General features: G+C 56.3%; 13 protein-coding genes. 4 read left to right on the forward strand and 9 right to left on the reverse strand.

The features are described from left to right. Positions 1–194 (forward strand): GAF domain-containing protein (locus WBM93_RS09800; protein ID WP_424431371.1); only part of this gene is annotated, 194 nt, incomplete at its 5' end. A gap of 161 nt (positions 195–355) precedes the next feature. Then, the gene (locus tag WBM93_RS09805) at positions 356–1,813 is read left to right on the forward strand and encodes an RcnB family protein (RefSeq protein ID WP_424431373.1); all 1,458 of its coding nucleotides are present in this window, start codon (positions 356–358) and stop codon (positions 1,811–1,813) included. 77 nt (positions 1,814–1,890) lie between these two features. On the opposite strand, the gene WBM93_RS09810 is transcribed toward WBM93_RS09805, so the two are convergent. The 4 genes from WBM93_RS09810 to WBM93_RS09825 all read right to left on the reverse strand — a co-directional run bounded on the left by WBM93_RS09810 (position 1,891) and on the right by WBM93_RS09825 (position 5,814). Continuing rightward, entirely contained in the window at positions 1,891–2,655 is a 765-nt protein-coding gene (locus WBM93_RS09810; protein ID WP_424431374.1) for an arginyltransferase, read from the reverse strand. A gap of 165 nt (positions 2,656–2,820) precedes the next feature. Beyond that, on the reverse strand, positions 2,821–3,054 hold the full coding sequence (locus tag WBM93_RS09815; RefSeq protein ID WP_424431376.1) for a hypothetical protein: 234 nt from the start codon (positions 3,052–3,054) through the stop codon (positions 2,821–2,823). Positions 3,055–3,252: 198 nt separating this feature from the next. Continuing rightward, entirely contained in the window at positions 3,253–4,926 is a 1,674-nt protein-coding gene (locus tag WBM93_RS09820; protein ID WP_424431378.1) for an amidohydrolase, read from the reverse strand. A gap of 15 nt (positions 4,927–4,941) precedes the next feature. Further along, a complete protein-coding gene (locus tag WBM93_RS09825; RefSeq protein ID WP_424431379.1) occupies positions 4,942–5,814 on the reverse strand; it encodes an NAD(P)-dependent oxidoreductase in 873 nt (290 codons plus the stop codon). An 84-nt stretch (positions 5,815–5,898) separates the two neighbouring features. Between WBM93_RS09825 and WBM93_RS09830 the strand changes: the two genes are divergently transcribed. Beyond that, positions 5,899–7,131 carry a threonine ammonia-lyase gene (locus WBM93_RS09830; RefSeq protein WP_424431381.1) on the forward strand — a complete coding sequence of 411 codons (1,233 nt, stop codon included), beginning with the start codon at positions 5,899–5,901 and terminating at the stop codon, positions 7,129–7,131. Positions 7,132–7,134: 3 nt separating this feature from the next. Here the strand turns inward: WBM93_RS09830 and WBM93_RS09835 are convergent, their stop codons facing one another. The 4 genes from WBM93_RS09835 to WBM93_RS09850 form a co-directional block, all read right to left on the reverse strand. Then, positions 7,135–8,616, reverse strand: a complete 1,482-nt coding sequence (locus tag WBM93_RS09835; RefSeq protein WP_424431383.1) for a tryptophan 7-halogenase — start codon at positions 8,614–8,616, stop codon at positions 7,135–7,137. Next, complete coding sequence (locus WBM93_RS09840) at positions 8,613–10,148, reverse strand: tryptophan halogenase family protein (protein WP_424431385.1); 1,536 nt, start codon at positions 10,146–10,148, stop codon at positions 8,613–8,615. The genes WBM93_RS09835 and WBM93_RS09840 overlap by 4 nt, the downstream gene beginning before the upstream one ends. Positions 10,149–10,223: 75 nt before the next feature. Then, a complete protein-coding gene (gene folP / locus WBM93_RS09845; RefSeq protein WP_424431392.1) occupies positions 10,224–11,339 on the reverse strand; it encodes a dihydropteroate synthase in 1,116 nt (371 codons plus the stop codon). Positions 11,340–11,361: 22 nt separating this feature from the next. Further along, positions 11,362–12,501 (reverse strand): site-specific DNA-methyltransferase, encoded by a 1,140-nt coding sequence (locus WBM93_RS09850; protein ID WP_424431387.1) that lies wholly within the window; start codon positions 12,499–12,501, stop codon positions 11,362–11,364. Between the two features lie 330 nt (positions 12,502–12,831). On the opposite strand from WBM93_RS09850, the gene WBM93_RS09855 reads away from it, so the two are divergent. After that, on the forward strand, positions 12,832–13,863 hold the full coding sequence (locus WBM93_RS09855; protein WP_424431388.1) for an acyl-CoA desaturase: 1,032 nt from the start codon (positions 12,832–12,834) through the stop codon (positions 13,861–13,863). On the opposite strand, the gene WBM93_RS09860 is transcribed toward WBM93_RS09855, so the two are convergent. After that, a partial coding sequence (locus tag WBM93_RS09860; protein WP_424431390.1) for a ribonuclease HII occupies positions 13,860–14,315 on the reverse strand: 456 nt, incomplete at its 5' end. The two genes, WBM93_RS09855 and WBM93_RS09860, sit on opposite strands and share 4 nt — an antisense overlap.

The following is a 14,315-nucleotide window of genomic DNA, read 5'->3' on the forward strand; positions in this document are numbered from 1 at the left end:
CTGATGTCCATGCATTCCCCGGCCATATTGCATGCGATGCCGAAAGCCGCAGCGAACTGGTCATACCGATATTCAAGAACGGATCGGTCATCGCGGTGCTCGACCTCGACAGCCCCCTGCCCGACCATTTTGGTGCGGAAGACGAGAGCGGACTGGTCAAGCTGATCGGGGATATTGCTAACAGCCTTGGTTAAGCCTGCGGTAACCAATATGCCCCATTTCGAGACAGCAATGTGAATCTACTCTATTTTACAAGCCCCTAATGGCCAAAGCCCCCGAAAAATGGTAAATGAACGTTAACCAAATTTCGGTCGGACATGCTCGGTGCAGGTCCGAAACTAGGGAGTTGTTAACCATGAAGACCCTTATATTTGCTGGCCTTGCCGGTGTTTTAGCGATGGCGCCAAGCGGGGCCTATGCTGCCATCGACTCGGTCACGGATGATGTTGCGATCCCGTTGGTCGATGTCTCTTTCGCATCTTCGACGGCGCTGGCGGGTCCGGCAGAAGGGGCCAAGTCCATGCCCCGCATGGGAAACACCCGTCCAATGAAAAGCATGGGCAACATGCGTCATATGAAAAATATGAGCGGCAGACATAAGATGAAGAACATGGGGCACACGCGTCAAATCAAACATATGGGAAGCTCCCGTCATATGAAGGGCCGTCACCAGGCAGGCAATTTTGTCCGCCAGGGCCGGAGAGGCTATGATCAAGGCTATCGCAAACCCCATCGCGGTTTCCGCTTGCCCCAGACCTATGTTCAGCCCAGCTATTTCATCGGAAACTTCGGCTATTACGGACTGAGTCAGCCAAACTACGGCTATGGCTGGTCGCGCTATTATGACGACGCAGTCCTGACCGACCGCCAGGGAGTGGTTCAGGACGCCCGCTACAATGTCGATTGGGATCGCTATAATCAGGGCTATCAGGACGGCTACCGCGCCGGTCAGGCAACCTATGATCCCAGCGTTTTCACCGGCGATGATCGCGTGGTTTCCACGCCGTCCGCCTATAACGGCGATCGGTCGACCTATCAGGGCGATTGGCAAGGCGCATATCAACAAGACGGCAGTTATCAGGGCGATTGGCAAGGAACCTACCGGGACGCCGAAGGCCGGGTCTACGAAGGCGAATATTCCGGCACTTTCATCGGTGATGGCAATATGAACCCGCATTGGGGGTCGCAACAAGGCCAAGCGGCAGGATCCGATCGCTACGTTCCCTATCCGGATGATCGCGCTTTCGATAGCGCGCGCGCGGAAGAGTTGGCCTATGTCGAACGCTGCAAGAAAAGCAGCGGAATCGGAGGCGCTATTGTAGGTGGTGCCATTGGCGCCGTTGCGGGCAACCGCATCGCAGGTCGCGGGAACCGCTTGGGCGGATCATTGATTGGCGGTGGTCTGGGAGCGGTCGCGGGAGCGGCTATTGATCAGGGAACCGACCGGTGCCGCAAGCTGCTTGATAAATATGGCTATGACCAGCAGCATAGCGGACACTATCCGAACCATCCGCCGGTCCGGCATCACAGTCAGCAACAGCCTCAGGTCTATCCAGCTTATCCCAGCGGCTGGAACGGGCAATATGGTCCGGCTTATTATTATCCGCAGGCGCAACCGATGGTGACGACGATTGTCATCCAATCCGCACCGGTTACGACCACAACGACAACGACCTACATCGAAGAGGAAGTGGTCTATTCAAAACCGACCTATAAGAAACGTTGGAAACCGGCGTCCAAGAAAACGTGGAAACCGGCCCCGAAAGCTGCGCCGCTTAAGGGATGCCAGCAGGCACGCTGCATGTACGACTAATGGCCTGATACATAGAAAATGGGCCTGCTAGCCGGTTCGGTTGGTAGGCCTTTTTTGGCATGGCTTTGATCGATAAATCAGTTCGGGCGCTGCCGTTTGAGTAACCCGACGGGATCAAATCTGTACCAGCCTTCCGGACCAAGCCTTTCCAGCGGACGAAACCGGACCTTATATTCCATCTGCGGCGATCCATCGACCCAGTAGCCGAGATACACATAAGGCAATCCGGCCTTCTTCGCGCGCAGGATATGGTCCATGATGATATAATTGCCAAGTCCGGCCCGCTCGCCATGCTCCGCATCGAAGAAACTGTAGATCATCGAAAGGCCGTCCCCTTGCTGATCGGTCAGGCAGGCCCCGACCAGGCGCCCCTTGCTGCCGTCTTGGGTCGGTTCGCGATATTCGATGACAAAGCTTTTGACCGGTGATTGCTCGACCATATCGGAATAGTCCATCTCGTCCATTTCCGCCATGCCGCCGCCCGGATGGCGTTTTGCGAGATATTTTTGCAGGAGTTGATATTGTTCGTCGGTTGCCCACGGCTCACAGGCTTCCACAACCAGATCCTGATTGCGCCGAATCAGTTTTCTTTGGGTGCCGCTGGGCTGGAATTCATCAGCGAGTACGCGAACCGAGACGCAGGCCTTGCAATCCAGACAACTCGGTCGATAAGCCACATTCTGACTGCGGCGAAATCCGATCCGCCCGAGCGCATCGTTCAGTTCTTCGGTATGAGGTCCGTTGAGCTCGGTAAAAACTTTGCGTTCGCTTTTGCCAGGCAGATAGGGACAAGGGCTGGGATTGGTTACGAAAAATCGCGGAAACCTAACGGGTGCGGTCACAAAGCCAGCCTTTTGTTACATTGTTCAGAGTCGACATCGACAATATGCAATGCAGCGAACGAAATGAAAAGGCGATTTACCAAGAAATTGGATATTCGATCAAACCGGCTGCACTTACAAAAACGGGGCGAAAATCGCCCCGTTTTCAAATTAATTTGCTAAAGCTCAAGGGCTTGTTGGATCATCGTCATCAGCGATGATGATGATGCCAGCGATGACTGCTGCCGCTGCCAGAAGAGCAATCAGGATTCCGTTTTCGCCTTCCAGTTTTTCTGAAGATGACGAAGTCGCACCGATGCGTTCAACAGCTGGTGCTGCGTTGCTAGCCGACTGAGCTGCGACGGGGGCCGCAACCAATGATACTGCTGAAATAGCAGCAGCCAATTTTCCGAAATTCATAATTATGCTCCAATTAGGTCGTTTTACAAAGGTTGAAAGCTCAAGTCTGAACTTCCGTGCGCCCCAATGCTTGACCGAGGGTTTTCATTATATCCATCCCCTCGGTTCTTATCATTTATCCTAAATTCCGATTCTCCGCAACCGTGGAACCCAATTAAATTGTCAAGTTGGCTTACTTCAAAACCACTTAGTCGAGACTCAGTGGTTTTTTACGAAAGCGGGCCGACCCGCAATCCACGTTTGAAGGACTTGTAAATTTCGGATTTGCGCAGGCGTCGCAAGCAGAATATCCTCGTCGATAATCAAGAAATCCGCCCTTTTCCCCGGTTCCAGACTACCCAGGCGATCTTCCGCAAATGCGGCATAAGCGGCTCCATTTGTATAGGCGTGCCATGCTTGCGCGCGATTCAACCGTTCCTCGGGCACCCATCCGCCGAAGGGCTGGCCAGCAGCATCTTCCCGGGTCATTGCAGCCGCCAGTCCGGCAAAGGGATTGGACGATTCCACCGGAACATCCGTGCCGAACGCCAATTTCGCACCAGAAACGAGCAACGAATTCCAGGCGTAGGCGCCAGCAAGACGGTCGGGCCCAAGGCGCGCTTCCGCCATCAGCCGGTCCGACGTCTGGTGCACAGGCTGCATCGAGGCGATGGTCCCGGTAGCGACAAATCGGTTGATGTCGGCAGGATCGACAATCTGGGCGTGCTCGACCCGCCATCTCCGATCACCTTTATAGGTAGGCCCCAATTCTTCAATGGCCGATAAAATCTCGTCATTGGCTTGGTCGCCAATCGCGTGAACCGCGGTTTGAAAGCCGTCCATGGCCGCCCGGCTCATCTTGTTTTTCAGTTGCGCCGAACTGAGCATCGCAAGACCGCTTTCTCCCGGTTTGTCGGCATAGGGTTTCTTCAACAAGGCGCCGCGCGATCCCAGCGCGCCATCAACATAGAGCTTGACCCCGGCGAGCCGGAGATGATCGTCGTACAACCAAGGTGAAGGCCCGGGGCCACCGATCGCGATCATATTGTCAATTTCGGCCGCATAGGAAATGATCCGGATCTTCAATTGGCCCGCATCTCCTGCCCGGCGGAAACTCTGCCAGTCCTGCATCGTCGTGCCCATATCCGCGATGGACGTCACCCCGTTTGCCAGCAATATGTCCTGCGCCTTGCTAAGAGCCAGATCATTTTCTACCGGCCTCGGTGCGGGTATCGCATCGCTGAACAAGTCCATTGCAGTATCGACAAAGATGCCGGTAGGCTTGCCGTTGATTTTTTCGATGGTCCCGCCGCCCGGTGATTTGGACCCTGCCGAGACTCCCGCGGCCTTCATTGCCACCCCATTGACCCAGGCCGCATGGCCATCCACGCGGGACAGATAGACCGGACGATCCGGGATCACCGCATCCAGTTCCGCTGCCGTGGGGAAGCGGTCCATGCCCCACATTTCCTGGTTCCAGCCATTGCCGATAATCCACTGCCGGCTGGGATTGTCGGCAGCATATTGTGCGATCCTGTCCAGTGCTTCGGCCAGTGATTTGGTGCCGGACAGGTCGAGCGTCAATGCGGCAAATCCCATTCCCATCACATGACCGTGAGCATCGAAAAAGCCAGGGATCAGCGTCTGGCCTTTCCCATCAAACTGAAAGTCGACCTCGCGCGGCCGCTTGTCGCGGCGGTCGAGCAGTTGCTTGACCCGGCCATCATCATCAATAACCATTGCGGTAAAACGGATGACCTTGCCTTCGCTGTCCAGAGTCATCCCGTTGACATTTTCTATCAGGCTGTCGGCATGAGCGGCGGCGGGCGCGAGAAAGACGGCCGCTACGGCCGCACCCAAAGTTGCGCTATAATTTTTCAACCGACCGCTCATATCATTTCCCTTTGATTATTTTCTTTTCGGAAGCCGCGAGACCAGCGAACTGGTATCATTGCGGCCGCCGCCCGCGGCCTGCACTTCGGCGTAAAATTGATCGACCAGCGCCGCGACTGGAATCGTCGCGCCATTGGTCCGCGCTTCCTCGATCGCCAGCCCCAGATCCTTGCGCATCCAGTCGACGGCAAAGCCGAAATCGAACTTGTCCTGCGCCATCGTCGCCCAGCGATTGTCCATTTGCCAGCTTTGCGCGGCACCGCCAGAGATCGCATCATAGACTTTCTCAAGATCAAGCTGGCTGGCCTGGGCAAATCGCAGCGCTTCCGACAGTCCTTCCAGGACGCCCGCGATCGCTATTTGATTGCACATTTTTGTGTTCTGCCCCGCGCCGGTACGCCCGACATGGACGATCCGTCCGGCATAGGCGGCCATGATCAGTTCTGCCGCCGCGAATGCTTGTTTGCTGCCGCCGCACATGATCGACAATTTGCCGTTTTCCGCACCAGCCTGACCACCGGAGACCGGGGCATCGACAACATGAATATTCCGCCCTTCGGCTTCGACCGATAACTGCCGGGCGATCCGCGCGGACACCGTGGTATGATCGATAAACAGAGCACCCGATGCCATCGCCGAAAAGGCACCATCGCGTCCCATGGTCACGGAGGCCAGATCGTCGTCATTGCCGACACAGGTGATCACGATCTGATTGTCTTTTGCCGCCGCAGCCGGATTATCGGCCAATGACCCGCCATGTTCGGCTACCCATGCCTCGGCCTTGGCTCTCGTCCGGTTGTACACCGTCAACTCGTGCCCCGCCTTGACCAGATGGCCTGCCATAGGTCCGCCCATCACGCCGATCCCGATAAATCCAATTTTCGCCATAGATTCCAATATCCCCTCACCCGGCCATAATCATTGTTTCCCTCGATGACCAGATGCGTTAGGGCCTCTGGCGATATGAATGATATGCAGACCTCCACCCTTCCCTCCTTTGACTTCGAGGACGTGAAAGCGGCGCACGACCGGATCAAGGGGCGGGTTGTCCACACGCCCACGCTGAAGAGCATCACCCTGTCAGAGCTCAGCGGCGCAGAAGTCTTTCTCAAATTCGAGAATTTGCAGTTTACCGCTGCCTATAAGGAACGCGGTGCGCTCAATGCGTTGCTCCTGATGGACGAGAGCAAACGCAAGGCAGGCGTAATAGCCGCCTCGGCCGGCAATCATGCCCAGGGCCTTGCCTATAACGCCAAGAATCTGGACATCCCGGCGACCATCGTCATGCCGAGCACCACACCGATGGTGAAAGTCGAGCAAACCCGTGGCCATGGCGCCGAAATCGTCATCTTCGGCAGTAATTATGACGAGTCCTATACCCATGCTCTCACGCTCGCCGAACAGCGCGGGCTCACCTATATCCACGCCTTTGATGATCCGCATGTCGCGGCTGGCCAAGGTACGGTGGCAATCGAGATGCTCGAAGCCGTGCCCGATCTGGACCGGCTGATCATTCCGATCGGTGGCGGAGGATTATTCTCGGGCATGGCAACCGCAGCGGATTCGATCAAGCCGGGCATCAAGATGACCGGCGTGCAGGCGGCACTCTACCCCAGCATGTACGGCAAATTGACCGGGACGATTGTCGAGGCCGGGGGCGATACACTCGCTGAAGGCATTGCAGTGCGCAATCCTTCCGAATTTACCGCCGCGATCATCCGGAAATATGTCGACGAGATTCTGCTGGTCAGCGAAGCTCAGCTGGAAAGCGCGGTGAGCTTGCTATTGCAGATAGAAAAAACCGTCGTCGAAGGCGCCGGAGCAGCAGGCCTTGCGGCGCTTTTGGGGAACACAGACAAGTTCAAAGGCGAAAAAGTCGGCCTCGTGTTGTGCGGCGGCAATATCGACACGCGTCTGTTGGCAAACGTCCTCCTGCGCGATCTCGCCCGGTCGGGCCGGCTGGCGCGTCTCCGCTTGCATCTGCGCGATCAGCCCGGCGCGCTTTACAATGTCGTGAAACAATTTGCCGAGCATGAAGTCAATATCATCGAAGTCTATCACCAGCGCGTTTTTACCAACTTGCCGGCGAAGGGCCTGATCACCGATATTGAATGCGAAGCCAAGGACCGCGAGCAGCTCGAAGGATTGATCGCAGACCTCAACAAGGCCGGATATGACGTCCGGCAGGTTGAACTGGCTGACTAGCTGTCAGGAGCTGCTGATGGCATCTGCATACAGCGGGATCGCTGACAAAGCCTGATCAAAGGCGCCGGTCAAATTTTTTAGCTGGCGCGCCGTGTCCGCCATATCGAGCGATAGCGTGACCGGATCGATGCGGTCGGGCACTATGCCAAAACCGATCATCAAGTCGATCCAGCTCGGCTCGTCAAAAATTTCCCCATCATACGCAACAAACCGGCCTCTGCCGCGAAACTGCTCGATTTTCCTGACCAGAGTTTCGGGCATCCTTTTTTCCTGAATCCGGAACCATGGCACATCATCGCGGCGGTTGAGGGCGAAAGGCAACAGCGTAAAATCACGCACTTGCTCGGCTGCTATCAGGTGACGACGGTTATATTCCCTTGCCTCCACGGTCATGTTTGCGCGCGTCGGCAAATGATCGGCGAGAACGAGCGCCTCATGATGCAATATCGTCACGTCAGCCGATAAAAACGGTCCAAAGTTCGACGCCGCGCTGCCCATTCGCGCCAGATTTCCGTTCCAGGGCTCTCCGACATATCCCGGTTCGAACAGCGCCACCCGCGCTTCGCGACCGACAAGTTTTTGTTCCTCCTCTCCGGTCAAATGACTCGATGCATAGAGGAGCTGCGCGATCGAGCTATTGCGCAGCGGTGTGGTGATCAGCAAACCGCCTTTGATCGCCTGCGCCACGACGTGCTTTTCGGCTTTAATCGGTGGTTCGGGATCCCGGGCAGAGAGCAGCCGGTCAAAAGGAAGGCTCTCGACGAGCGAATTCCAGTCCGAACCGGAGAACCCGCCGGTCAACCGGCCCACCGCTCCGGAAACATCGGCATAAAAATCGGCTTCGATCGCCTCTCCGTTGTCGAGCTCGATCCGGTATATCGCTCCATCACTCGCAGATGTTTGCACGGCCTTTGGCTTTGCCTCGATAATTTCCGCGAGCCGGGAGCCGCACCTGTTTTTGAGCAATGCGGTATATTCGGCGCGATCGATCTGGATGATCGGGCGCAACATGCTCAGGGGCGAGCGCGGATCGGTAGACTGGAACGCAAACTTGCCTGCCTCTGCGGCCCGGGCTGGCAGACGAAAAGGCTGATAGAGATAGGACAGCCGATCCGGCTGTTCATAGGTAATCGCTGCCCGCAGCATGATCTGGTGGATGGCGATATCATCAATTGCAGGCAGGTTCCCCGAACCGGTCAGAAAAAAGCGACTGCCCTGCTCTTGCCAGTCCAACAATTCGGTACCTAGGGAAAATACCGCGCTGTCCACCGTCCGCAATTCATCGGCGCCAATTCCAAGACGGACCAGAAACGGATCATCCAGACGGATTGTAACAGCTGCCGGATCAACCGGGTCGCTGTCTTCCACGACGATCAGCCCCATATCCGCTGGCAGGTCTTTCCCGATCAGAGCCGCGACCGGCCAAAGCTCGTGGCTCTTGCCGAAAATGGCAATGCGCTTTACCCGCTTATCCCCGCCACTCACGCCGCGTCCTCCGGTCTGCCTGTAAAATTCGCCCGATATTTCTCGATAAACGCCAGATGCTCGCTCATCCGCCCGACACCTCTGTCAATCGACGATCTGATCCGTTCCAGCTCACGCGAGCGATGATCATCTGCCATGGCATCAACCCGGGGATCATAAGTCTCGGGCAACAGATTCTGGCCGATAAAAACCGACAGCCAGCTCGCCGGCTGGAACAGGCCATGGTCATATCGCGGAACAATCCCGCGCCGTTTGAATGCCTCGATTTTCTCGCTCAGGCTATCCGGCCAGGCCATCTCCCGCATATCGCGCCAGAACGGCTCGTCGCGCTGGTTGAGCACATAATGCAACATCAGGAAGTCGCGAACGCGATCATATTCGAGATCCATCAAACGGTTATACTCATCGATATCGGACGACGCGCATCGCTTCTCTGGAAACAAGGCGATCAGATTCAATATACCGCTCTGGATCAGATCGATGCTTGTCGATTCCAGCGGCTCGAGAAATCCGCCAGCCAGTCCGATCGCCACACAATTCCGGTTCCATAATTTCTTGCGCTTGCCGGTCTTGAAAAAAAGCTGCTTGGGGTCGGCAATTGCCTCGCCCTCAAGATTGTCCATCAGCATGTCGACCGCATCCTGGTCACTGATATAGCGGTCGCAATAGACATGACCATTGCCGATCCGGTGCTGCAGCGGGATGCGCCACTGCCAGCCCGCAGACCGCGCTGTGGACCGCGTAAAGGGGCCGACAGGGTCCGTGATCGCGCATGGCACCGCAAAGGCGCGGTTGCAGGGCAGATAGTCGCTCCAGTCGTCAAAGCCGGTTTCCAGCTCCTGCTCAATCAGCAGCCCGCGGAAACCGGAACAGTCGATAAACAATTCGCCCGATATCTGTTCTCCGGATTCCAGCGTCAGCGACCGGATGAGGCCATCCTCGCCATCGCTTTCGACCGCCATGACCTTGCCCTCGATCCGTTCCACGCCGCGCTCGGTCGCATAGTCGATGAGAAACGCGGCATAAAGGCTGGCATCAAACTGAAAGGCATAGGAATAGGCGTGGAGCGGCGAGGAAGGGTTTTCTGGCGGCAAGTCGAACCGGTTCTCCCGCGCCGCCACGATCGGCAAACAATATTGGCCAAATTCATCAGCGCTGCCGTCGGCCTGTTCCCTCACCCAGTAATGATGGAAATCGGCTGGACCTATCGGCTCGCCATGGATGCCAAAAGGATGGATATAATGATCTCCTGCCCTGCCCCAGTCGCGAAATTCAATGCCCAGCTTGATCGTCGCGCTGGTCCGCGCCATCAGTTCCGCTTCGTCGATACCGAGCATCCGGTTGAATTCGCGAATTTGCGGAAGTGTCGCCTCGCCGACCCCGACGGTACCGATTTCCGCCGATTCTATCAGACGGACATTTGTGTCGGTTCCGGCCAGCTTGCGGGAAAGCGCGGCTGCGGTCATCCAGCCGGCCGTGCCGCCGCCGACAATGATTATCTCTCGAACAGCTTGGTCGGACCGGTCGTTCAATCTGGTTCCCCGTTGCTAGCAGATTCACGGTGGATGCATGCTAGCGCGCTTATCACTTTATGACCAAATGGATATTCAAATCGCTGCGGTAACCCCTGCATCGCGCATCCCCCGCCAGACTTGTAGCGCCTGAACCGTTTCCGGAACATCATGAACCCGGACAATCTGCGAACCCTGCTGGATCGCGTGATGCGCGAAGGCGATCGAACCGCCGAGCCGTTGATCGACAGGTGCCTCTTTAGAAAGCGCACCGATCATCCTCTTGCGGCTGGCACCGATCAGCAGAGGCTGGCCGAGCGCATGAAACATCGCAATATTGTTCATCAGCGCAAGATTGTCAGCCAACGACTTACCAAAGCCGAGACCGGGATCGACGATGATCTTGTCGCGTTCAAAACCCGCCGCGACGATATCGGTGATCCGTTGCTCTAGCCAATCAAGCGTATCCGTCACGATATTGCCATATCCGTCACTTTTATGCGGATTGTTACCACTGGATGGTGCGTGCATGAGCACCACCGGTCGGCCGGAAATACCGGCGACCTCAAGCGATCGTTTGTCGTGCAACAGAGCGGAAACGTCATTGATCAGTTCCGCGCCAGCAGCAATCGCCGCCTCCATCACCGCCGCCTTGCGCGTGTCGATCGAAAGCACAGCGCCGCAATGGGCGAGCCGTTCGATCACCGGTACAACGCGCTTGATTTCATCGCCTTCCCAGACCGTATCCGCTCCGGGCCGCGTGCTTTCGCCGCCGATATCGAGGATAGAGGCCCCGGCGGCGGCCATCGCCAGCCCGGCCTCGGCTGCCCGATCCGGATCATCCACATGCTTGCCGCCATCGGAAAAACTATCCGGCGTGATATTGAGAATGCCCATCACATGGGGCTGGTCAAAGCGGAGAATCCGCTCGCCGCATTGCAACGGTTCGTGATATCTGGTGAGATTGGCAAACTGGGCAGCGGCGCGCTGCGCCAATGGCTCCGGAAGGGCTTTCGACCATTCCGGCCATTGGGTTATATTTACCAGGCCCCTAAGGTTCGGTTTTCCAGCCTCGATTACTAGATATTCAATCTGAGAAAACCAAACTAAACTATTGTTTAAACGCTGATTTTTATCCTCATGCCATTGCGGACTGTCAACCAGGCCGACCGGCTTGAGATAGAGCCTGGCATCCGCTCCACATGCTTCCATATCTTCCAATGGGCCGGCCATATCAGGGTTCGGTGGCCAACAAATAGGTCTGCCGCAAATCGTCGATCGGCTTCAGTTTCGTGCCGTCATCATAATACCAATAGGTCCAGCCATTACAACTCGGCGCGTCCTGTACCGTTGCACCGATCTTGTGGATCGAGCCTTCCTGACCGTCCCACAGGATCGAGCCGTCGGCGCGCACCTTCACTTTGAATTTCCCATTCTTGCTGCACAGCTCGTCACCTGGCTTGAGATAACCGGTCTCGACCAACGTTCCGAAAGCAACCCGCGGTTTGGATTTGGGCGACTGCATGGTCTTGAGCGAGCTCTCGTCAAGCGGCAGCGCTTCGGCGATCCGCTGTTCGGCGACTTCGCAATAGCTGTCCTCTTTCTCGCAACCGATCCATTCGCGGCCCAGTCGTTTCGCAACCGCGCCGGTCGTACCGGTGCCAAAAAACGGGTCGAGCACGACATCGCCGGGATTGGTCGTCGCCAACATGATACGATAGAGCAACGCTTCGGGTTTCTGGGTCGGATGGGCCTTGCTGCCATTGCGTTTCAGCCGTTCCTGCCCGCCGCATATCGGCATCACCCAGTCGCTGCGCATCTGCAGTTCGTCGTTGAGATTTTTCATCGCACGATAGTTGAAAGTATATTTCGCTTTTTCCGATTTCGACGCCCAGATCAGCGTTTCATGCGCGTTGGTGAAGCGGGTTCCCTTGAAATTGGGCATCGGATTGGCCTTGCGCCAGATGATGTCGTTGAGGATCCAGTAGCCCAGATCCTGCAGCGAAGCGCCGACCCGGAAGATATTATGATAGCTTCCGATGACCCACAAGGAGCCATTCGGCTTGAGAATACGCCGCGCTTCCGCCAGCCAGGCCCGGGTGAAGGCGTCATAGGCAGCAAAACTGTCAAAATGGTCCCACGCATCATCCACCGCGTCCACCTGCCCCCCTTCGGGACGGTAGAGATCGCCACCAAGCTGCAGATTATAGGGCGGATCGGCAAAGACCATGTCGACCGACGCATCCGGAAGGGACGCCATGGCGGCAACGCAATCCATCTTCAATATTTGCCCCAGCGGCAATGCCTCGGCCTTTGCATCAGCCTTTTTCGCGGTGCGTGTTTTGGGCGCGTGAATGCGCTCGATAATCCCCATGAACCTCTATTCCTTTTTCCAGCCGCGGCAACGGTGAGTCCGAAATGGCGAGCGGTCAAGGCCGTTAACATAGGTTAAAGGCGTATCTTTATGGTTAACGAAATCCGAAGCGGGAGAACGAAACGAGTCCGTTACCAGATATGGAGTCACAGCACGCGCGCGAGACTCAATCCCTAGTGGTGTGACGGAAAAGACTCGTTTGGGATTATTTTTAGATCTTTTCCGACAAATCGTCCTGTTACAAATCTGGTTCACAAAAATCGCTGTCCAAGCTATATGCGGGAGCATAGTTAAGCTCCACAGAGTAACGGTTCGGGGGTCAGTAAACAAATGGCGCGCAATTTTCGCGATGAATATCAGCAAGAATACGGCATTTCTCAGCAGAGCGATGAACCCCGTCCGCATCCTGGCGTGATTGTCGGCGGCGAAGCGGCGCGCGAGAAACGCCGCGAATATGCGATCGTATTCGGATCAAAGATTTTCGGATCGATCGCCGCGGTCTGGTGGATGTTTACCTATGATACCGGCTGGGTCGAATGGTCCGCCTTCATTTCCGGATATATCATATTAATGCTCGGCATCGTGCTCGGCTTTCACCGCTATTATTCGCACAAGTCCTTCGATACCTCTGTTCCGATGCAATATATATTGGGCGCAATGGCGCAAATGTCGATCCAGTCTTCAGTACTACGCTGGGCCGCCGATCATCGGCGACATCATGCGCATAGCGATGAAATCGGCGACGTACACAGCCCCTGGCTCGACGGGCGGGGCCGACCGACCAGCAAGCTAAAAGGCATGTTTCACTCGCACTTCGGCTGGTTCATGGACGACTGCGTCACCGACATGAGCATCTACGGCAAGGGACTTGCCGACAATTCTGTGGTGCTCTGGCTGCACAGGACACGCTGGTACTGGCTGATCTTCTCGTTGATCATCCTTCCGGGCATCTGGGGCCTTGTCTTTGGCGGCTGGGACCATGTCATCAGCACGATTCTGATTGGCGGCTATTTCCGCACATTCGTCGTGTTGCAGATCACTCTCGGTATTTCCAGCTACGCCCATGTCGTCGGGTCACAGCGTCACACCAAAGGTGTCGGCACCGCCAAGAACAGCTTTCTATTCTCCTTGCTGACGTTCGGCGAGGGCTGGCACAATAATCATCACAAACATCCGCGCGCCAGTTTTCAGGGCATGGCATGGTGGGAAATAGACATAGCGGGCTATGTGTTGCTGCTCCTCGAGAAAATGGGTCTGGTCTGGAATGTCACGCGTCAGCCGAAATATGTGAAAGCCGAAGATGGCGAGTGGGTTCTGGCAGACCGCAAGATTGCGCCAAAGCCAGCAGAAGCCGAAGCCTAAATCAATTCCAGCTGGGACACCGGAGCGAAGCTCTTCCGGTGCAGAGGCGTCGGCCCATATTGCCGGAGCGCGGCGAGATGCTCGGCCGTGCCATAGCCCTTGTTCCGTTCCCATCCATATTGCGGATATTGCTCCGCCGCCGCAATCATCAGCCGGTCACGATATTCCTTCGCCAGAATAGATGCAGCCGATATGCAGGGATGGATCGCATCACCGCCGATGACCGCTTCGGCTGAAAAATGCCAGCGGGGCAAGCGGTTGCCATCGACCAACACATGGTCTGGTATTCTATTCAGACCTTCCACCGCCCGGGTCATTGCGAGCAAAGTCGCCTGCAATATGTTGATCTCGTCAATCTCGCCCTCGGAACATTGGGCAACCGAATAGCGGGCGGATTCGATGATCTCCCGCTCGAGCCGCGCGCGCTTTGCGGCGGTCAGTTTCTTGCTGTC

The organism is Parasphingorhabdus sp. (assembly GCF_049667325.1).
In the GTDB taxonomy this organism is placed as follows: Bacteria; Pseudomonadota; Alphaproteobacteria; order Sphingomonadales; family Sphingomonadaceae; genus Parasphingorhabdus.